The organism is Coriobacteriia bacterium (genome assembly GCA_013336165.1).
GTDB lineage: Bacteria > Actinomycetota > Coriobacteriia > Anaerosomatales > JAAXUF01 > JAAXUF01.
The window spans coordinates 74,518-93,906 of sequence record JAAXUF010000005.1 but is presented as its reverse complement, the minus strand read 5'-3'; the positions used below and the strand labels follow the sequence as shown (position 1 = coordinate 93,906).

Annotated in this window: 19 protein-coding genes and 1 riboswitch; all 19 genes read left to right on the top strand. The window is 64.3% G+C overall.

The window, feature by feature from the left end; genetic code table 11:
• Positions 1 to 22 precede the first annotated feature (22 nt).
• The 19 genes from folE (at position 23) to HGA39_05340 (ending at position 19,386) form a co-directional block, all read left to right on the top strand.
• Entirely contained in the window at positions 23 to 595 is a 573-nt protein-coding gene (folE, locus tag HGA39_05430) for a GTP cyclohydrolase I FolE (GenBank protein ID NTW28789.1), read from the top strand.
• Positions 592 to 1,422, top strand: a complete 831-nt coding sequence (gene folP, locus HGA39_05425) for a dihydropteroate synthase (GenBank protein NTW28788.1) — start codon at positions 592 to 594, stop codon at positions 1,420 to 1,422. Before folE ends, folP begins: the two co-directional genes overlap by 4 nt.
• Positions 1,423 to 1,592: 170 nt before the next feature.
• Positions 1,593 to 3,710 carry a sodium-translocating pyrophosphatase gene (locus HGA39_05420; GenBank protein ID NTW28787.1) on the top strand — a complete coding sequence of 706 codons (2,118 nt, stop codon included), beginning with the start codon at positions 1,593 to 1,595 and terminating at the stop codon, positions 3,708 to 3,710.
• Positions 3,711 to 3,856: 146 nt separating this feature from the next.
• Positions 3,857 to 3,993: riboswitch (FMN riboswitch) on the top strand.
• Between the two features lie 87 nt (positions 3,994 to 4,080).
• Positions 4,081 to 4,707: an ECF transporter S component gene (locus HGA39_05415; GenBank protein ID NTW28786.1), complete on the top strand. Its 627-nt coding sequence runs from the start codon at positions 4,081 to 4,083 to the stop codon at positions 4,705 to 4,707.
• 111 nt (positions 4,708 to 4,818) lie between these two features.
• Positions 4,819 to 5,697 carry an energy-coupling factor transporter ATPase gene (locus HGA39_05410; GenBank protein NTW28785.1) on the top strand — a complete coding sequence of 293 codons (879 nt, stop codon included), beginning with the start codon at positions 4,819 to 4,821 and terminating at the stop codon, positions 5,695 to 5,697.
• Positions 5,673 to 6,524 carry an energy-coupling factor transporter ATPase gene (locus HGA39_05405; GenBank protein ID NTW28784.1) on the top strand — a complete coding sequence of 284 codons (852 nt, stop codon included), beginning with the start codon at positions 5,673 to 5,675 and terminating at the stop codon, positions 6,522 to 6,524. Before HGA39_05410 ends, HGA39_05405 begins: the two co-directional genes overlap by 25 nt.
• A 1-nt stretch (position 6,525) precedes the next feature.
• Positions 6,526 to 7,332, top strand: a complete 807-nt coding sequence (locus HGA39_05400; protein NTW28783.1) for an energy-coupling factor transporter transmembrane protein EcfT — start codon at positions 6,526 to 6,528, stop codon at positions 7,330 to 7,332.
• Between the two features lie 100 nt (positions 7,333 to 7,432).
• Positions 7,433 to 8,227 (top strand): 2-amino-4-hydroxy-6-hydroxymethyldihydropteridine diphosphokinase, encoded by a 795-nt coding sequence (folK, locus tag HGA39_05395; protein NTW28782.1) that lies wholly within the window; start codon positions 7,433 to 7,435, stop codon positions 8,225 to 8,227.
• Positions 8,228 to 8,366: 139 nt separating this feature from the next.
• On the top strand, positions 8,367 to 9,278 hold the full coding sequence (gene panB, locus HGA39_05390) for a 3-methyl-2-oxobutanoate hydroxymethyltransferase (GenBank protein ID NTW28781.1): 912 nt from the start codon (positions 8,367 to 8,369) through the stop codon (positions 9,276 to 9,278).
• Positions 9,278 to 10,153, top strand: coding sequence for a pantoate--beta-alanine ligase (locus HGA39_05385; protein ID NTW28780.1), 876 nt, complete (start codon positions 9,278 to 9,280; stop codon positions 10,151 to 10,153). Before panB ends, HGA39_05385 begins: the two co-directional genes overlap by 1 nt.
• Positions 10,150 to 11,064, top strand: a complete 915-nt coding sequence (gene nadA, locus HGA39_05380; protein ID NTW28779.1) for a quinolinate synthase NadA — start codon at positions 10,150 to 10,152, stop codon at positions 11,062 to 11,064. Before HGA39_05385 ends, nadA begins: the two co-directional genes overlap by 4 nt.
• A 43-nt stretch (positions 11,065 to 11,107) precedes the next feature.
• Positions 11,108 to 12,778 carry an L-aspartate oxidase gene (gene nadB, locus HGA39_05375; GenBank protein ID NTW28778.1) on the top strand — a complete coding sequence of 557 codons (1,671 nt, stop codon included), beginning with the start codon at positions 11,108 to 11,110 and terminating at the stop codon, positions 12,776 to 12,778.
• A gap of 99 nt (positions 12,779 to 12,877) precedes the next feature.
• Positions 12,878 to 13,726, top strand: a complete 849-nt coding sequence (gene nadC / locus HGA39_05370) for a carboxylating nicotinate-nucleotide diphosphorylase (GenBank protein NTW28777.1) — start codon at positions 12,878 to 12,880, stop codon at positions 13,724 to 13,726.
• Positions 13,723 to 14,430: a DedA family protein gene (locus HGA39_05365; protein ID NTW28776.1), complete on the top strand. Its 708-nt coding sequence runs from the start codon at positions 13,723 to 13,725 to the stop codon at positions 14,428 to 14,430. The genes nadC and HGA39_05365 overlap by 4 nt, the downstream gene beginning before the upstream one ends.
• Positions 14,417 to 15,379 (top strand): biotin--[acetyl-CoA-carboxylase] ligase, encoded by a 963-nt coding sequence (locus HGA39_05360; protein ID NTW28775.1) that lies wholly within the window; start codon positions 14,417 to 14,419, stop codon positions 15,377 to 15,379. Before HGA39_05365 ends, HGA39_05360 begins: the two co-directional genes overlap by 14 nt.
• Before the next feature lie 156 nt (positions 15,380 to 15,535).
• Complete coding sequence (locus tag HGA39_05355) at positions 15,536 to 16,036, top strand: XRE family transcriptional regulator (GenBank protein NTW28774.1); 501 nt, start codon at positions 15,536 to 15,538, stop codon at positions 16,034 to 16,036.
• A gap of 543 nt (positions 16,037 to 16,579) precedes the next feature.
• On the top strand, positions 16,580 to 17,074 hold the full coding sequence (locus HGA39_05350) for a hypothetical protein (protein NTW28773.1): 495 nt from the start codon (positions 16,580 to 16,582) through the stop codon (positions 17,072 to 17,074).
• A 302-nt stretch (positions 17,075 to 17,376) separates the two neighbouring features.
• Positions 17,377 to 18,651, top strand: coding sequence for a Fic family protein (locus HGA39_05345; protein NTW28772.1), 1,275 nt, complete (start codon positions 17,377 to 17,379; stop codon positions 18,649 to 18,651).
• A 237-nt stretch (positions 18,652 to 18,888) separates the two neighbouring features.
• Positions 18,889 to 19,386 (top strand): biotin transporter BioY, encoded by a 498-nt coding sequence (locus tag HGA39_05340; protein NTW28771.1) that lies wholly within the window; start codon positions 18,889 to 18,891, stop codon positions 19,384 to 19,386.
• Positions 19,387 to 19,389: the final 3 nt, after the last annotated feature.

Genomic DNA, 19,389 nt, shown 5'->3' with positions numbered 1-19,389 from the left:
GCCGATAGGGCAGGAGCAGTGCATGGATCGTGAGAAGATAGAACTCGGTGTTCGCCTCATCCTTGAAGGGATAGGCGAGGATCCGGATCGCGAAGGGCTGCTCGAAACCCCGCGCCGAGTCGCCTCCATGTACGAGGAGATCTTCTCGGGAATGGGAGAAGACCCCTCAGAGCACTTCTGCGTGACCTTCAACGAGGGGCACCAGGAAATGGTGCTCGTGCGCGACATACCGCTGTACTCGATGTGCGAGCATCACCTCATCCCGTTCATGGGGCGTGCACATGTGGCCTACATCCCCGGGAAGGGTGGGCGCATCTGCGGGCTTTCCAAGCTGGCCCGCGTGGTGGACGTGTTCGCCAAGCGCCCGCAGGTCCAGGAGCGAATGACCTCCCAAATCGCCGATACCATCGTCGAGCATCTCGGCCCTGTCGGCGTGATCGTGGTCATCGAGGCCGAGCATCTGTGCATGTCGATGCGCGGCGTCAAGAAGCCCGGTGCCGAGACCATCACGAGCGCCGTTCGCGGCATCTTTGAGAGCAACCCCGCCACCCGCGCCGAGGCCATGTCGCTCATCACCGACAGGTCGCGCAGGTGAGCTCGATCTGGAAGTGCGGACGCTTTGAGTTCGATCTGACGGGCCCGCTTGTCATGGGGATCCTCAACGTCACGCCGGATTCGTTCTCTGACGGTGGTCTGCATGACGAGCCTGCGGCTGCAATTCTCTGGGGACAACGCCTCCTTGCCGAGGGAGCCGACATCCTCGACATCGGGGGCGAATCGACTCGCCCCGGAGCCGAGCCCGTCGGGGTTGCCGCCGAGCTCTCTCGGGTTCGGCCGGTGGTGACGCGTTTTGCTCAGGACGGCATTGCCGTGTCCGTTGACACGCGTCGATCCGAGGTCGCGCAGGCGTGTGTGGATGCGGGCGCGAGTATCATCAACGACGTCTCCGGCTTTCGCGATACGCAGATGATCCGCGTTGCGGCATCATGCGACGCGGGCGTGGTCGTGATGCACATGGCAGGGGATCCGAGGTCCATGCAGGAGCAACCTCGCTACGGCGACGTCGTGATCGAGGTGGGCGAGTACCTGATCAGACATGCTTCGACGCTCGAAGCTGCGGGCGTGGCCCGCAATCGGATTGCGATCGACCCGGGCCTCGGCTTTGGTAAGAAGCTCGAACACAACATCGAGCTGCTCAGGCGGCTGCCTGAGCTTGCCGCCCTCGGCTATCCGCTGGTGGTCGGCGCGTCGCGAAAGAGTTTCGTAGGGGCGCTCAGCGGCGTTGCGCAGCCGAAGGAGCGTCTCGGCGGGTCGCTCGCTGTCGCATGCTGGGCCGCAGAGCGCAACACGGCTGTCCTGAGGGTGCACGACGTGGCTCCCACGGTCCAAGCGCTCAAGCTCATCCAGGCGCTCGCCGAGTAGGTACCGCCGTCCTGCTCGACCGCTCACCGACCTTTTCGGCCACATATTGGGTCGCTTGCAGATTCATGTACGCGAATTGTTCTTGCACGCGGACTCACTCTGCTAAAATGTGCCCCGACTTGAGGGGTGTGGGCTTTCACGCCCGCACGTTCCGGATGCATGGAGGAGAAATGCCCCAACTGCCCCTGTTCCTCGGCTTGGCCGCCGGCGTTCTTGCCGCTGTCTACGCCTATTTCCTCATTGTGAGGATCAACAAGTTGCCTGCGGGCAACGCTAAGATGCAGGAAATCGCTGCAGCCATCCAGGAAGGTGCGATGGCCTATCTGGGCCGCCAGTACCGTACGGTGGCAATTGTTGCCGCGATCATCGCGGTTCTCATCCTTGCCCTCTACAAGGTTCCCGGCTTCGGACTGTGGACGGCGCTGGGCTTTCTGCTCGGCGGCATTTCCTCGGCTGCAGCGGGCTTCATCGGTATGGGCATCTCCGTCCGGGCCAACGTCCGCACGGCTGAGGCTGCCCGCTCGGGGCTCGGCAAGGCGCTCACGGTGGCCTTCGAGTCCGGTACCGTCACCGGTCTGTTCGTGGTCGGCCTCGGCATCCTGTCGGTGTCGGTCATGTCGCTCTTGGTCTACGCTGGCATCGCGCCGTTCGGTGCGCTGGTGGGCCTTGGCTTCGGTGGCTCGCTGATCTCGGTGTTCGCTCGTCTCGGCGGCGGTATCTTCACCAAGGCCGCTGACGTCGGAGCCGACCTGGTCGGCAAGGTCGAGGCCGGTATCCCTGAGGACGATCCCCGCAACCCCGCCGTCATCGCCGATAACGTTGGTGACAACGTTGGCGACTGCGCCGGTATGGCTGCCGACCTCTTCGAGACCTACGTCGTCACCACTGTCGCCGCGATGCTGATCGGCAACCTCGCCTTTGGCGCTGACGGCCTCGCCGCCGCCCTGGGCTTCCCGGTCGCGATCGGCGCGGTCTCCATCGTCGCGTCGATCATCGGTACCTGGTTCGTGAAAATGAGCCCCAACGGGACCATCATGGGCGCTCTCTACAAGGGTCTCTGGGTCGCCGCCGGCGTTGCAGCAGTGGCGTTCTATCCCGTAACCACGTGGCTGACGTCAAACCTGACCGTCGTGAACGCCGGTCTGGCCTCCGCCAGCCTGTCGCCGCTCAAGATCTGGTTCTGCGCCGTCATCGGCGTTGTGCTCACCGCTGCGATGGTCTACCTCACTGACTACTACACCGGCTCGAAGTTCCGTCCGGTGCACTCGATCGCCAAGGCCTCGGTCACTGGCCACGGCACCAACGTCATCCAGGGCCTCTCGGTGGGCATGGAGGCGACCGCGCTGCCGGTCGTCGCGATCGTGCTTGCCACGCTCGGCAGCTACTGGCTTGGCGGCATCTTCGGTATCGCCGTGGCCGCGCTCGCCATGCTCTCCATGGCCGGTATCGTCGTCGCGATCGACTCGTTCGGTCCCGTCACCGACAACGCCGGTGGCATCGCCGAGATGGCTGGCCTGCCCGCCGAGGTTCGCGTCCACACCGACGCTCTCGACGCGGTTGGCAACACCACGAAAGCCGTCACCAAAGGCTATGCGATTGCCTCGGCCGCCCTCGCCGCCGTCGTGCTCTTCGCGGACTTCACGCACACGATCGCCGAGCAGGTTCCGAACGCGAACCTTGTCTTCAACCTGTCCGATCCCCGTGTGCTCGTCGGTCTGCTCATAGGCGGCGCGCTGCCGTACCTGTTCGCCTCGCTCGCGATGACGTCGGTCGGCAAGGCCGCCGGTAGCGTCGTCGTCGAGGTGCGCCGGCAGTTCAAAGAGATCCCAGGCATCATGGAGGGCACCGGCAAGCCTGACTATGCCAAGTGCGTCGACATCGTGACGCAGACTGCCCTGAAGGAGATGTCGCTTCCGGCCCTCATCCCGACGGGCGTTCCGGTGCTGATCATCATCATCGGCTTCATCCTCAAAGCCTTCGGGTACGCTGACGCCTTCACGTTGACCGCGCTGGTACTGGGTGGTGCGCTGGTCGGCACGATCGTCACCGGTCTGTTCGTCGCCATCTCGATGACCTCGGGCGGCGGCGCGTGGGACAACGCCAAGAAGCTCATCGAAGAAGGCGAGTTCGGCGGCAAGGGTTCCTTCGCTCACCAGGCCGCTGTCACCGGCGACACCGTCGGCGATCCTTACAAGGACACTGCGGGCCCGGCGCTCAACTCGATGATCAAGGTCTTCAACATCGTTGCACTGCTGCTCGTCCCGCTGCTGGCGATCCTCGCCGGCTAGCTTAGGGCTTCGGCGCGACGTCGTTTCAGAGTCACTCACGAAGGGTCCCGGGTATCGAACCGGGACCCTTCTGCATGAGAGGGACTTGGCGGAACTCGGAAGAACTCGGCGTTTACAAAACCGCACGAGGCGGCTACTATTCTGGTGAGTCTGTTCAGGGCGAGGTGCGATTCCTCACCGGCGGTGATTGGCAAGAGCCATAAGTCCGCGACCGGCATGCAAGTGCCGCTGATCCGGTGCAATTCCGGGACCGACGGTATAGTCCGGATGAAAGAACAGAGCACTCGTCCAAAGTGGACGTGCTTGAAGCCCGCAGATGACCATCGGCGGGTATTTTTGTGCCCGCCCCAACCGAAGGGACGAAAGGCACATGGACGAGCAGAGCACTTCCAGTCAGACCCCCGTGAAGGGGAGCGCACCAAAGAACACGAACCGCTGGGACACCCGGCAACTCGTGACGATGGCTGTGCTGGTCGCGATCGGTGTACTTATCAGCTTCATTGATTTTCCGCTTATCCCAGGATTCGATTTCCTCAAGTATGACCCGTCGTCGGTGGCGATGCTCGTGGGAACGTTTACGTTCGGGCCACTTGCGGGCGCTGTCATCGGAACCCTCATCGCCCTGCTCCACTGGTCGACTTCGGGAGTATGGGGCGTCGTGATGAACATTCTGGCAATGATCGCAATGGGCGTGCCCGCCGGGCTTGTCTACAAGCGCAACAAGACCCGCAAGGGAGCGGCCTTGGGGCTCGTGGTCGGCTCGGTGGTCATGGTGGTCGTGAGTATTCTCGCGAACCTGGTGGTTACTCCCATCTACACCGGAATGCCGGTCGCAGTAGTAGCCGGATTGATCGTTCCGGCACTCCTTCCGTTCAACGTCGCCAAGGTGCTGATCAACAGCGTTATCACCTTCCTGGTGTACAAGAGCATCTCCAAGATCGTGAAGCCGGCCAAGAAGAGCGTTCCTGCCACAGTCACCGATCCTTCCGAGAACTAGGGAGCGATTATTGCGTCAGCATGTTCAATTGCGAAGGGTAACTCAGAACCGGTGAGCACTTCCCACTACATTGACGATGTCGAATCATTCGACCGGGGCCCGCAGATACCTGTGCCGGTCCCGGTCGTCGACGTCGAAGGGGCGGGTGCCGGGAAGTATCGTGGGGGCGATGCGCACTTCGATGACGTTCACTACAGTTATGACGGCGAGAGGCCGGCGCTTGCCGGAGTCACGCTGAATGTGCGGCCGGGCGAGTACCTCGCCATCATCGGGTCGAACGGCAGCGGCAAGTCGACGCTGGCGAAGCACGTCAATGCGCTGTGCATCCCGGATTCCGGACGGGTCGTCATCGAGGGTATCGATACCGGAGATCCCGACAACGTCTATGACGTGCGCAGCCGAGTCGGCATGGTGTTCCAGAACCCGGAGAACCAGATGGTCACGTCGATTGTGGCCGACGATGTCGCTTTCGGCCCGGAGAACCTCGGCGTTTCCCGGGAGGAGATCATTCAGCGGGTGGCCGCAGCGCTTGCGGCCGTCGGCATGGAGGACCTCGCGAGGACTGAATTCGCGAACCTGTCCGGCGGCCAGAAGCAGCGTATCGCCATTGCCGGCATTCTCGCGATGGAGCCCGACATCCTTGTCCTCGACGAGCCGGGCGCGATGCTGGACCCGCGTGGTCGCCGAGGAATCCGCCGAGTCTCGCATCAGCTGAGTGAGCACGGAATGACCGTGATGCTCATCACGCACTTCATGGAGGAGGCGTTGGCTGCCGACCGTGTCCTAGTCGTCTCTGAGGGCCGCGTCGCCATGGAGGGCACTCCAGATCAGGTGTTCACTCAGGGTGATCGTCTGAGAGAGCTGCGGCTCGACGTTCCGATGGTCGTGAAGCTCTCCGAAGCGCTTCGCGCACGCGGAATCGATGTACCCGACACACTGGATGAGGAGACGCTGGAGGTGGAGTTGTGCCGGTTGTTTTCGAACATGTGACTTACGACTACCCCTGCGCCGGCGACGCCTGCACACGCGCTCTCTGGGACGTGTCTTTCGAGGTCGCCGATGGGGAGTTCCTAGGGATCATCGGCCACACGGGGAGCGGCAAGTCGACTCTTGTCCAGCATATCAACGGTCTGCTGCAGCCGACCTCTGGGCGCGTCGCGGTCAATGGCGTCGACCTGGCCGACAAACGCACACGCCGAGAGGTGCGCCGCCAGATCGGGATGGCGTTCCAGTATCCCGAAAGCCAGCTCTTCGCCGAGACGGTCGCCGAGGACATCGCCTTTGGCCCGCGGAACCTCTCGCTTCCTGAAGATGAAGTGCAGAACCGAGTCCGGCTGGCCATGGCGGGAGTCGAGTTGGACTACGAGCACTACGCACACCGCAGCCCGTTCGACCTCTCGGGCGGGCAGATGCGCCGCGTTGCGCTCGCCGGCATCATTGCGATGGACCCGAAGGTGTTGGTTCTGGACGAACCCATGGCCGGACTCGATCCATCGGGGCGCGATGAGATCATGGCGATAGTGCGGCGGTTCCACGCACACGGCATGACCATCATCATGGTGTCGCACAGCATGGAAGACATCGCCGCCCATTCCGAGCGCGTACTCGTTCTGAAGGACGGCAGGGTGTTTGCGCACGGAACGCCGTCGGAAGTCTTCAGCCGCGGTCTGCAGCTGAGAGAAATCGGCCTCGACGTACCCTTCGCCACGAGCTTCGCGACGAGGCTCCGCGATAAGGGGTTTGTGCTCCCCGACGGGATCTTCGCGCTCGACGAACTGGCTGACTCTATCGCTTCTGCTCTCGGCGGGGGTGTGTGACATGGCGATAAAGGTCACCATCGGCCAGTACTACAACACCGACTCGATCATCCATCGCATGGATCCGCGATTCAAGATAGTCTTGGCCGTCACATTCATGCTGGTGCTCGTGGTTGCGAAGAGTTGGGCGGGGCTTGCATGTCTCTTCGCCTTCTTGACAGCAGCGGTTCTGATGACTCGGGTGCCGCTCGGCAAGGTCGTTGGCTCGCTCAAGCCTGTGGTCGGGTTCCTGGTCTTCACGTTCGTAGCGTATCTGTTCTTTGAGAGGAGCGGAGTGGAGATCCTGCATCTCGGACCTGCTTCGATCACCGATGCGGCCCTATGGTCGGCGATCATCCTGACGCTGCGCCTCCTCGTCTTGTTCATGGCGACGGCGATGCTCGGATTCACCACATCGCCGATCGACCTTTCCGACGCCGTGGAGTCTCTCTTGAGCCCCTTCGCCCGCTTCGGTATGCCGGCCCATGAGATCGGCATGATGATGAGCATCGCGCTGCGCTTCATTCCCACGCTCGTAGACGAAGCCGACAAGATAATGAAGGCGCAGACCGCTCGTGGTGCCGACTTCGAGACCGGCAATCTGCTGGCACGGGCCAAGGCGATCGTCCCTCTGTTGACACCGTTGTTCGTGAGCGCGTTTCGCCATGCGGAAGAACTCGCAATCGCGATGGAGAGCCGCTGCTATCATGGCAGGGAGGGCCGCACGCGCGTCAGGGAACTCAAGGCACGCGCTCGTGACTGGGCAGCCGCCGGGGCGACGGCGGTGTTGGTTGCAGCGCTGATCGCGATCCGCGTGACGGGAATCTAGGCGATAGAGAGTCAACGGGTAACACTTATCGCTGCTTGGGGATACTCAAAGTGAGCGGCCGCGCCCGCTGCTGACTCTGGCCAAGAGGGGGTCTTCACGGATGGTAGCCGCCTACATCGCGCTCGGAAGCAATGAGGGCAATCGCATTCTCAATCTCTCGCGGGCCATTGACGCCATAGCCGAGATCCCGGAAATGCACGTGGAACGCGTGTCGCACGCCTATGAGTCGGAGCCGGCGTATCTGCGCGAGCAGCGCAGGTTCGCCAACGCGGTCGCTGCCGTTTCGACCGGGCTTTCCGCCGAGCAACTTCTCGGCTACCTGCACGAGATCGAGGACAGCATGGGGCGCGTTCGCGGCATCGAGAACGGCTCGCGCGTCATCGACCTCGACATCCTGCTGTTCGGCGACGAGGAGAGCACCACGCCTGAGCTCACGATTCCGCACCCCCGGCTGGCCGAGAGGGACTTCGTGGTCACGCCGCTTCTGGATATCGCGCCTCGCCTGCATTTGCCCGACGGTACGCGCATCACGCGCGACGGCGCGACCGAGGGGGTAGTGATCGGCGATCTGGGCGAGATCCCCGACATCGGCGTGCTGTTGCACGACATGCCGATAGTGGCCGATGAGTGGGTCGAGGTCGCGAGCAGCTCGGCCAGACAGGACGCAACGGCCGGGTGGGACTCGGCGCTGGCGTTGAAGCGTGAGGTGCTCGAGGAGGCGGGAATCCCCTACGCATGGGATCCCTACGAGCCCGAAATGACGATGGATCCCTTCGGCCTGCCGAGAACGTTTCGGCTGTTGGTTCCCGAAGCTGACGCCGACGCTGCTCGCGAGCTTCTGGCCGCACTCGTCGACACGATGCCGGCCCAATCGAGCAGCGAAGGCACCGACTAGGCGCGCATTGCCGCCGTTCCCCGACAACAACGCATGTCCGCGCTTTCTCGGCGCGTTATACTGATTTCTCTAGTCGGAGGCGCCGCGTGGACCTGGCAATCGGGCGAGGCTGCGACGGTGGAACCGCGAAGGAGACGTCATGAGCACACAGGCTCGACCCGCCCCCGTTCCCCGAGTGACGGCTGCGGCGTTTCGCGAAATGAAGCGCTCGGGGACCCCCATCGTCATGCTCACCGCCTATGACTTCCACTCGGCCCGCCTCGTCGAGGCCGCCGGCGTGGACGCGATACTGGTCGGCGATTCCCTGGGCATGACCGTGCTCGGCGAAAGCTCGACTTTGCCGGTCACCATGGACGACATGCTCCGCGCCACGCGCGCCGTCAGCCGCGCGACAGGACACGCGCTCGTGATCGCCGATATGCCGTTCATGAGCTACCAGGCCGACTACGCCGAAGGCATGCGCAACGCGGGCCGCTTCCTCGCGCAGGCCGGTGCGCATGCCGTCAAGCTCGAAGGCGCCACCGCCGACACGCTTGCCCTCGTGAGCGGGCTCGCGGGCGCGGGCATCCCGGTCATGGGGCACATCGGTCTCACGCCGCAGTCGGTCAACACGCTGGGCGGCTATCGCACGCAAGGCAAGGACGCCGCCGGTGCGGCCGCTCTCGTGCTCGACGCGCTCTCGCTGCAGGACGCAGGGGCCTTCGCGGTCGTACTCGAGTGCGTTCCCGCCGAGCTGGCCGAGAAGATCTCGGGCATGCTCGATATCCCCACCATTGGCATCGGCGCGGGAGTTGGTTGCGACGGGCAGGTGCAGGTTTTCCACGACATCCTCGGCCTCGGAGACTTCCTGCCCCGCCATGCCAAGCGCTACGCGAACCTCGCCGAGGAGATCGGCCGGGCTGTGAGTGCATACGCCGGTGACGTGCGCGGGCGCACGTTCCCGGGCGAGGAGCAGAGCACCCACAGCGCCGCCGGAGTGATGGACGAGGTTGATGCCCGGCTTGCCGAGTGGTTCGCCGACGATGACGCGGACGGACCGGTGTACCTGTGATTCTGCGCATCGACTCCAAGGACGAGGTTCGCTCGGCGATCGCCGAGGCGCGCCGGCAGGGACGCGCTGTGGCTCTCGTGCCCACGATGGGAGCGCTCCACGAAGGCCACCTGTCGCTTGTGGAGGCTGCATGCGCACGCGGGGGGCTGGTGGTGGTCTCCATCTTCGTGAACCCGACACAGTTTCTTCCGGGCGAGGACTTCGAGAAGTACCCTCGCCGGATTGAGACCGACCTCGAACTGCTCGGCGCCTCCGGCGTCGAGTTCGTTTTCACGCCGAGTGCCGAGGAGATGTACGGCGCAGACGCGCAGGTCACCGTCAGCCCCGGGCCACTCGCCCAGCGGTGGGAAGGTGCGATGCGCCCCGGCCACTTCGACGGCGTAGCCACGGTCGTCACTAAGCTCTTGTGCATCGTGCGCCCCGATTTCGCGTTCTTTGGCGAGAAGGACTACCAGCAGCTGCAGATCGTCAGGCACATGAACCGCGACCTGGATCTCGGCGTGGAGGTGGTCGGTTGCCCGACCGTGCGCGATGCCGACGGCTTGGCGCTTTCGAGCCGCAACGCGTACCTGTCGGCCGAGGAGCGCCAGACTGCGCTCGCGCTGCCGCATGCGCTCGAAGCGGCCGCGCTCGCGTTGGTGGGCGGCGAGCGGGACGTCCACGCGCTTGAAGCCGTGATGCTCGCGGTCGCGCTCGGCCACCCCGATCTCGTCCTGGACTACGCCGCAGTCGTCGACGCCGCGACGCTTGAGCCACTCTCCCAGGTTGACCGCCCGGCCCGGGCCATCATCGCGGGGCGTGTCGGCGCCACCCACCTCATCGACAATCTCGCGCTTGATCCGCGTGCAGAAGCTGCGAAGGAGCCAGGCCTGTGATCGACATCGCAGCGTTGTCCGCCGAGATTCGCACGCTTGCGCAAGAGCGCGACGCGGTGATTCTCGCGCACAACTACCAGCGTGCGGAGGTGCAGGACGTAGCCGACTTTGTCGGCGATTCGCTCGGCCTCTCTCGGCAGGCAGCCGCTACGGGTGCGACAACGATCGTGTTCGCCGGCGTCCACTTCATGGCCGAGACCGCCAAGATCCTCGCTCCCGAGAAGACCGTGCTGCTCCCCGAACCCAAGGCCGGCTGCCCGATGGCCGACATGGTAACCGGCGAGGCGCTGCGCGCATGGAAGGCCGCCAACCCGAGCGTACCGATCGTGACGTACGTGAACTCCTCGGCGGAGGTGAAGGCGGAAAGCGACGTGTGCGTGACCAGCGCGAACGCTGTGGCCGTCGTGCGAGCGCTGGGTGCCAAGCGCATCCTTTTCGCGCCGGATCGCAACCTGGGCAGCTGGGTGGCCCGCGCGCTGCCCGGCGTCGAGGTGACGCTGTGGGAGGGCTGGTGCCCGACGCACGACGAGGTCACGCCGGCGGCGGTGCTTGCCGCGCGCGAGGCGCACCCGGGGGCACTCGTGATGGCGCATCCCGAGTGCCGTCCCGAAGTCGTCGATCTGGCCGACGCGGTGCTCTCCACCTCACAGATGCTCGCGTATGCTGCTGAGAGCCCCGCGCAGGAGTTCATCGTGGTGACGGAGGCCGGCCTGCTTCACGCTCTCTCGAAGGCCGCGCCGGACAAGCGGTTTTTTGAGCTTGCGCCGAGGATGTTGTGCCCTAACATGAAACTCACCACGCTGACGAAGGTGCGCGATGCGCTTCTGAACGGCACAGGAGAAGTCACAGTTCCCGCCGACGTGCGCGAGCGCGCACGAGCGGCCGTAGAGAAGATGGTGGCGATTGGCTAGCGAGGCACGTTCTGAGATTGCCCCCGGAGTGCTGCCGGATGCACTGGGCCGCCGGTACCTCATCGGCTTCGACACCGCCGAGTGCGAGCAGCGCGAGTACGACGTGCTCGTCATCGGCAGCGGTATCGCCGGACTAACGGCGGCTCTTACCGCTTCGCCGACACATGCGGTGGCCCTCGTCACCAAGGGCGAGCTCGCCGAGACCAACACGTGGTACGCGCAGGGCGGCATCGCCGGAGCGGTGGGGGAGGCGGACTCGGTCGAACTGCATCTGGCCGACACTCTAGTTGTGGGCCAGGGGCTGTGCGACGAAGACGTCGTGCGCGCGGTGGTCGGCGAGGCGCCGGAAGCGCTTGCGGCGCTGCAGGAGCGCGGAGTGCGCTTCGACTTCGAGGGCGGCGAGGTCGCGCTTGCACGCGAGGGCGGCCACTCGTTGCCGCGCGTGCTGCACTCCGGTGACGCGACGGGCGCCGCGATCCAGCAGGCACTCACGGACTCGCTGCGCGCAAGCACCGGCATCGACGTCTTCGAACAGCGCTTCCTGATCGACCTGCTCACCGCCGGCGAGAAATGCGTCGGCGCGCTCGTGCTCAATGTGGCTACTGGCGCGCTCGAGGTCTTCTGGGCGAGCGCCGTGGTGCTGGCGACGGGTGGAGCCGGGCAGGTGTACCGGGTCACCACCAACCCGCTGATGGCAACGGGCGACGGACTTGCGGCCGCTTGGCGGGCGGGAGCCGAAGTCGCCGATCTCGAGTTCGTGCAGTTCCACCCCACGGCGCTCGATAGCTCGGCCGCTCCGCGATTCCTCATTACCGAGGCTTTGCGCGGCGAGGGCGCCTACCTGCTCGATGCGTCCGGCGAGCGCTTCATGCTGGGCGTCCATCCGCTGGCCGAGCTCGCGCCGCGCGACGTCGTCTCCCGTGAGATCGAGCGCATCATGACCGCCGCTGGGCGCAAGAATGTCCACCTCGACGCGCGCCATCTCGGCGAGGAGTATCTGCGCGCGCGGTTCCCGACGATCTGGCAGGCCTGTGCCGAGGCGGGATACGACCTCGCGCACGACCTCGTGCCGGTGGCTCCGGCCGCGCACTACATGGTGGGCGGTGTCGCGATCGACATCGATGGCCGCACCACGATCCCGGGCCTCTACGCCTCAGGCGAGGTGACCGCGAGCGGCTTGCATGGCGCCAACAGGCTTGCGTCAAACTCGCTGCTGGAAGGCCTCGTCTTCTCGCGCCGCATTGCCCGCGCCCTCGGAGATTCCCCTGCCGAGAAGGTGCCGAGCCGCATCATGGCGGTCGGCGGCGAGCCGGTCACCGAGAACGTGACGACAGAAGGCTTGGTCTCGGCGGTCAAGGATGCGATGCAGCGAAACGTCGGCATGAGTCGAAGTGACTCCGGGCTTGGCGAGGCGGCGATGGTGCTGGCGGACCTTACCTCGGTACTCGAGTCCGAGAGCATCGACCCGGCGCATCTGGAGCTTGAGAATCTTGTCACAGTCAGCGATCTCATCACGCACGCCGCTTGGATTCGCACCGAGTCCCGGGGCTGTCACTTCCGGTTTGACGCTCCGACGCGCGACGACGTGCGCTGGCGTGTTCGCACGATTCTGCGCCGGGGAGCCTTGCCGCGGATGGCGCAGGTGGGGCATGTGGACCCAGCGGAGGGCGCCGCGAACGCAGCGACCGCCACGTCCGCACCGGACCGCCAGTAGAGAGGACCCTTCGTGTTCGAGCCGCCCGATGTTGAGCAGGTTGTGGCTTCCGCCCTTGCCGAGGACTTCGGAGTGGCGGCGAAGCACTTTCGCGCAGGCATGCCAGCCGATCCGAGTCTGCTTGAGCGCGACGTGACGAGCACCTCCGTGTTGGCGCACGACGCGTGGTTCTCGGGCAGGATTGTCGCCCGGCGTCAGGCCGTCGTCTGCGGGCTTCCGGTGGTCGCCGATGTCTTTGAGAGGCTGTCGACCTTCGCGGGCCTTCTGACACCCATCGAAACCTTCCCGCTTGTCGCCGAGGGCGCGCGAGTGTCGCCCGGCACGCCTGTCATGGAGATCGAAGGACCGGCCGCCGCGGTACTTTCCGGTGAGCGGACCGCTTTGGACTTCCTGATGACGCTTTCCGGGATAGCCACTGAGACGGCGCGCTGGGTCGAAGCTGCCGGTCCGGCGCTGACGGTCTGCGACACGCGAAAGACGCTTCCGGGGCTGCGGGCGCTCTCGAAGTACGCCGTCACCGTGGGCGGCGGCACGAACCACCGCATGGGCCTCTACGACATGGTGCTCATCAAAGACAATCACATCGCTCGCGCCGGCGGGATCGCGTCGGCCGTCGCCAAGGCACGCGCGAGCCATCCCGATCTGCTGATCCAGGTCGAGGCCGACCACCTCTCCCAGGCGCTTGAAGCGGTCCAAGCCGGTGCCGACATGGTGCTGCTCGACAACATGAACGACGCCGAACTCACCTCGGCCGTCATAGCCGTGCGCGACAGCGCCGAGAAACGCAGCCGAGCGGTTCTGATCGAGGCTTCCGGCGGAATCACCATCGGGCGTCTTGCGGCCCTACGCGAGACCGGAGTCGACCGCGTGAGCACGAGTGCGCTCACCATGGCGGGCCCCTGCGACTTCGGCCTCGATGAGGATGCCGAGACGGCAGTCCGGACATGAGCTGGCTCAACGATGCTCTCGCCTGGGTCATCGCGGGCCTTGCGACATACGGCTACATCATTGTTCTGCTCGCAGCAGTGGCCGAGAACCTGTTTGTCGTCGGGAGCTTCATGCCCGGCGACCTCATCGTTGCCGCCGCAGCGTTTACCGCGTCGACCTCGCAAGGTCACGCGCTCTCGCCGTGGCTCATATGGGCGATCGCTATCCTCGGCGCTCTGATCGGCGCAAACATCAGCTATCAGATCGGCTTGCGCGCGGGCCGGGAATTCATCGAGCGCGTTGGGATTCGGGTTGGCATCAGCGCCGACATGATCGAAGCCGCCGAGGTCTACTTCGAGCGCAACGGCCCGATGACGATCGTCTTCGCCCGATGGGTTGCGGTCATGAAGAACATGGCGCCGGCGTTGGCCGGAGCCTCAAAGATGAACATATGGCTCTTTGAGCTGTATTCGATCGCGGGCGCGACCTTGTACGTATCGGTGCTCGTGGGCATCGGCACGTTCTTGGGCGCGAACTTCGAGGCGGGGCTCAAGCTTCTGGGCGGGTTCTCGTGGGGAGTGTTCGCCGTCGTGATCGTCGCGGTCGTGGTGCTGTGGCGCGCACGCAAGCGGCGCCAGCGTGTGATGGTGGCCGAGCTTGACGCCGAGTACGAGGCCGAGCACGGCGGTCCGCTGGAGGCGGAGGACGCCGATGACAACGCGTGACCGGGTGCTTGCTGCGCTTCGAGAGGCGGGTGCCGAGGGCCTAAGCGGGGAGAAGCTGGCCCGCGAACTCGGGATCAGCCGCGTGGCCGTCGCCAAGCATGTCGCCGGCCTGAGGGCGTCGGGCTACTCAATCGACGCGCTCCTGGGTTCCGGCTATCAGCTGACAGCCGTGCCCGACCTGCCGCTTCCTGCCGAGGTGACGATCCTGCTGAAGGATCCGTTCTGGACGGCGCTTACCGGTGGCGGGGAGACCGCGTCGACCAACGACGATGCCCGCGTGCTCACGCGAACAGGCGCTGCCGAGGGCACCGTGGCGCTCGCGTCTCGACAGACCGACGGGCAGGGACGCCTCGGGCGCACGTGGGATTCGCCGCTCGGCGGAGCGTACTTCTCGGCGGTGCTGAGGCCCGCAACGGTTCCCTCTGCAGTTGCATCGCTCGCTCTTGCCGTCGCGCTCGGAGTTGCTCGGGGCTTGGCCTCGATGGGGTTCTCCCCGCAGCTCAAATGGCCCAACGATGTGTTTCTTGCCAGCGGCAAGGTCTGCGGCATACTCCTTCATATGACTGCCGAGGCCGACCGGGTTGCGTGGGTTGTGGCCGGCGTCGGTATCAACGTGCATCGGCCCTCCAGCGGCTCGATCGCTCGCGAGGGAGCCGCCTGGCTCGGCGACGTCGACCCGGCCGTGCGCATTCCCGAGACGATCGCGGCCGTGCTTGACGGCATCGCGTCCGTCTACGCCGCTTGGGTGACGCACGGTTTCTCGGCACTGCGCGCTGAGTACGAGTCACTGCTGCTGCTCACGGGGCACAACGTGACCGTGCGCGACCTGTCGGGAGTCGTGATCGCCGATGGCGTCGCATTGGGTGTGGACGATGATGGGCGGCTGCTGGTGCGGCAAGCAGATGGCTGGGTGGTGCCGGTTGCGGCAGGGGATGTGACGCTGAGGTAGGGACGGATCGTTGCTGAGGCCTTTTCAGCGGCTCGTTACGGAGCGCTTGGCTCAAAGGCTCGTCGCCGCCGAGTAGTGCCTAGGACTTCATCGCCCGTAAACGGGGCTTCGTGGTGTATCATATGTGAGACACCCGACCCGAAGGGAGCAGGCCCGATGCCCGCGACCAAAGCGGATTACGCCGCCGAACTGACTGCAGTCATGGTCCGCGACGGCGTGAGCCGCGCCGAACTCGCGAGACGCATGCACACCAGCCGTTCGACCGTCGGCCGTGTCCTAGACCCCGCCGACGAGTCCGTGACACTTTCAACACTCTCTCGCGCGGCGGCGGCTCTGGGCCGCGAGCCGGCCGTGTCGCTCGCACCGGAGCGACCTTCGGTGCTCTTGGAGCGCCATCGCAACGAGCTCAGGCGAATCGCCGAGGAGTACGGTCTTCAAAACGTCGTGGTGTTCGGCTCAGTTGCGCGTGGAACCGATACGGCGGGCAGCGACTTGGACTTGGTGGCCGACATTCCCGAGGAGCTTGACCTGTTTGTCGTCGCCGTGGTCGAGGAAGCGATGAGCGCGGCGCTCGGTCGCAAAGTCGACCTCGGCGAGCGCAAGTGCCTCAAGCCTCATGTCCGGGAGAATGTAGAGAGAGAGTCGGTGCCCCTGTGATGAGCCAGGACCGCACGATTGAGCAGTTCCTGCACGATATGCGCGACATGGCCGACGGCGTGGCGCAGCTCGTCGCCAGTACGGATCGTGGGACGTTCATGACCTCATCCACAGGCTCGTGGGGCGATTGAGCGAGGGATTATCCAGCTCGGGGAGATCGCCTCTCAGTTGCGCAATCGGCACGAAGACTATGTCGAGCGCACCCCGAACTCGACCCGCCCGGCATGCGCTCGGCACGCAACATCGTCGTCCACGGCTACGCCACGATCGATCGCGCACGGATTGGCAGATCGCAGTGGAGAAGGTGCCGGCGATCGGCGAAGCCGCTCGTTCGTTGCTGGGCGACCTGGCGAGGGACAGTGGTATGGAGCGATGAGTGAGCGCCAATGTGTCCTGCGAAGAACCGCGGATGTTCGGGGCTGAGAAGAGGAGTCATCTGCTTACTCTGCTCTGCGGTCGGTCGAATACTGGGTCTTTGCGTTGACCAGCGGTGATGCGTACGAAAGTGTTTGAGAAGAACCCACAGATACAGTGGAGACCTTAATGGACAAAGAGACGGTGCAAGGTCTTATTCTCTTGGCAGGCATCATTCTTTGCTTTGCCGTCCCGATGATGGTTTTGTGGCACCGTCGAAAGCTGACAACGGTGTTCTTTGCGGTCTGGATGGGCGTAGTGACGATGATTGGCACTTTGATCTACGCGTCGATGGCACACACACCGTTGTGGTATGCGATTCCCGTTGGCATTCTGGCTGGTATCTGGGGTCTTCTTTACCTCTCCTTCTACAAGAGAGTAAGACCGTATGCTTACAGCGTACTGCTCCGTCGCTCTGATAATGTCGGGTTTGGGGCCCAAGCACCGGACGTTCGAAAGGGCCGATTGCATCAAGTGTGTGAGTCAACTGGCTCTGGGGGCGATATGCTGCAACGAGCGGATGAGTGGTTCGCGCAAGAGCCGCCCGAGGAAGCACAAGGAAAGCTTGACGCGCGCAGCCTCCGGGCGTCTCATCCGGAATCGGATACGGCTGTCTCGCCGTAGGGGTGGTGTGATAGTGCTGCGTATGTTGTGGGTTGCCCGATCATGATTAGTTGTTCGAGATCTTGCACTCGGCGAACGTCGGGATGCAGTTGGTACCGCTCGTCAGAGTCGGCACCATGAACATGGCGTTGGCACGACGCTAACGGCAACCAGACGCCTGCCAACTCAACGGTGGATCTACACAGTTGACAACCTCCTGCACGCCGTGAGCGCGGGACCTTTGAGCGACCTCTTCGCCCGATGTGTGCATCTTCACGATCCTGTATTGAACCTTGTATACTAAAGTTCAATAAGGAGGAGCCATGGCGTACTTTGTCAAGGAATACTGGGTTTCGGAGGGCGATGGCATCACTCGCAATGATCGCCGCGGATGCGAGTACACCGCATACGTCCCTGATCCTCTCGTAGGGCGTCAATTCAAGCTGGAAGGTGAGGTTGCGGCGGACGTCGCGGATGCTGAAGCCGCTATCCTGCGTCTCAATGCCCACGCCACGAGTCTGGTGAACACGGAGGCGATCGCGCGGCTGCTGCTGCGCGCCGAAGCCGTAGCCTCCTCCCGGATCGAGGGTCTGCAGGTCGGTGCACGGCGACTGCTGCGTGTTGAGGCTGCGCGCGAGTTTGAAAGCCGCAGTGGCATTGACGTGACCGCAGAAGAAGTCTTGGGCAACATAGACGCGATGGACAGTGCTTTGGATGCCGCTGACTCAAATGACGAGGTGACCGCGGAGACGATTCTGGACATCCATGCGCAGCTGCTTGCGGGAACTGCCCTCGCTGGATATGGCGGGCGCCTGCGCGAAGTGCAGAATTGGATCGGCGGTAGCTCTTACAATCCGTGCTCGGCTGCGTTTGTTCCGCCTCCTGCGGCGAAGGTTCCAGAGCTCTTGGAGGATCTGGCGCGATTCTGCAATGATGACTCGCTGCCTGCTGTGGTCCAGGCTGCGGTCGTGCACGCACAATTCGAGACCATACATCCTTTCGTGGATGGCAATGGGCGCACGGGTAGAGCACTCGTTCATCTGATTTTGCGTCGCCGTGGTCTGGCGCCGCGTGTGGTTCCGCCAGTTTCGCTGGTGCTTGCAACTCTGTCGGTCGACTACATCTCTGGACTCACGGGCTATCGACATGAAGGCGAGGCTGACTCCCCTGAGGCGTCTTCGGGGCTCAATCGATGGGTCGCACTGTTTGCGGGTTGCTGCACGCGCTCGGTAAGAGATGCAGGGGGTTTTGAGCGCACGGTGCATGAGATTCAGGATGCATGGCGAGGGCGGCTGGGGCCTGTGCGGCGCAATTCCGCAGTCGACCTTCTGGTTCAGACCTTGCCGGGAACGCCGATACTCACGGTCAGCGGGGCAGCTGGCCTCTTGGGCCGGAGTTTCCGCGCGACCAACTTGGCAATTGAAGCGCTGGTTGACGCTCAAGTCCTGAAGCAGGTCAGCGTCGGGAAGCGCAATCGGGCATTCGAGGCCCTTGAGGTGATCGACGCTTTCACTAGGTTTGAACGGCAACTCGCCAGCCCATCTGGAGACACGCAAGTCGATCCACCCGCACGTGCAGTACCCGCGCGACGGAAGTAGGGGGATATCCTTGAGGTTCGCGGAGGGACCGCTGGCACCTGAGGCATCACAGTACTGTTCAAAGTACCAGCACGAGGAAGGCATGGGAGAAATAAGCACGACAGGTTGACTCTCGTGAGGTCTCTCGGCTACCGTTAACTGGTCTAAGACGCACTGGTTAACGGAATCGAGAACCCATTGGCATCGCAAGCAATCCCCGCTCGCACACGCACTCGCGCCTTGGCCGCCGCTGCTCTCATGACCGCCCTCATGGCCGTCACGGGCTGGATCGCAATCCCGCTCGGCTCCGTGCCGGTCACGCTCCAGGTCTTCGGCGTCGTGCTTGCGGCGTTGCTGCTGCCTGCCGGGTGGGCTGCCGCGTCGCTGGGAGCCTACCTTGTCCTCGGCGCAGCAGGCGTTCCCGTGTTTGCGAGCGGGCAGGTAGGCCTCGGCGTCGTGGTCGGTCCGACCGGCGGCTACCTGTTCGGCTTCGTCCTTGGCGCTTCGCTGGGTGCCCTGGTGCGCGGCGCGCTGGAACGGCGCACGTCCGCGCTTGTCGCCGATGCTGCAGCCGCGTTGGTGGTCATCGTCGCCGTATACGCGGCAGGCTGGGCTCAGCTCTCGCTGGTCGCCCATCTGACTGCGGTCCAGGCGTTCATCGGCGGGGTGGCTCCGTTTGTGATCCCGGACGCGGTCAAGGCTGCTGTCGCCATCGTCGTGGCGCGTGGCGTGCGCCGGGCGGGCGTGCGGCTGTAGCGC

Bases quoted from the DNA above. Each gene is read 5' to 3' on its own strand.
- folE (NTW28789.1), top strand. From the start codon at position 23: ATGGATCGTGAGAAGATAGAACTCGGTGTTCGCCTCATCCTTGAAGGG.
- HGA39_05420 (NTW28787.1), top strand. From the start codon at position 1,593: ATGCCCCAACTGCCCCTGTTCCTCGGCTTGGCCGCCGGCGTTCTTGCC.
- HGA39_05415 (NTW28786.1), top strand. From the start codon at position 4,081: ATGGACGAGCAGAGCACTTCCAGTCAGACCCCCGTGAAGGGGAGCGCA.
- HGA39_05400 (NTW28783.1), top strand. From the start codon at position 6,526: ATGGCGATAAAGGTCACCATCGGCCAGTACTACAACACCGACTCGATC.
- folK (NTW28782.1), top strand. From the start codon at position 7,433: ATGGTAGCCGCCTACATCGCGCTCGGAAGCAATGAGGGCAATCGCATT.
- panB (NTW28781.1), top strand. From the start codon at position 8,367: ATGAGCACACAGGCTCGACCCGCCCCCGTTCCCCGAGTGACGGCTGCG.
- nadC (NTW28777.1), top strand. From the start codon at position 12,878: ATGCCAGCCGATCCGAGTCTGCTTGAGCGCGACGTGACGAGCACCTCC.
- HGA39_05365 (NTW28776.1), top strand. From the start codon at position 13,723: ATGAGCTGGCTCAACGATGCTCTCGCCTGGGTCATCGCGGGCCTTGCG.
- HGA39_05360 (NTW28775.1), top strand. From the start codon at position 14,417: ATGACAACGCGTGACCGGGTGCTTGCTGCGCTTCGAGAGGCGGGTGCC.
- HGA39_05355 (NTW28774.1), top strand. From the start codon at position 15,536: ATGCCCGCGACCAAAGCGGATTACGCCGCCGAACTGACTGCAGTCATG.
- HGA39_05350 (NTW28773.1), top strand. From the start codon at position 16,580: ATGGACAAAGAGACGGTGCAAGGTCTTATTCTCTTGGCAGGCATCATT.
- HGA39_05345 (NTW28772.1), top strand. From the start codon at position 17,377: ATGGCGTACTTTGTCAAGGAATACTGGGTTTCGGAGGGCGATGGCATC.
- HGA39_05340 (NTW28771.1), top strand. From the start codon at position 18,889: ATGACCGCCCTCATGGCCGTCACGGGCTGGATCGCAATCCCGCTCGGC.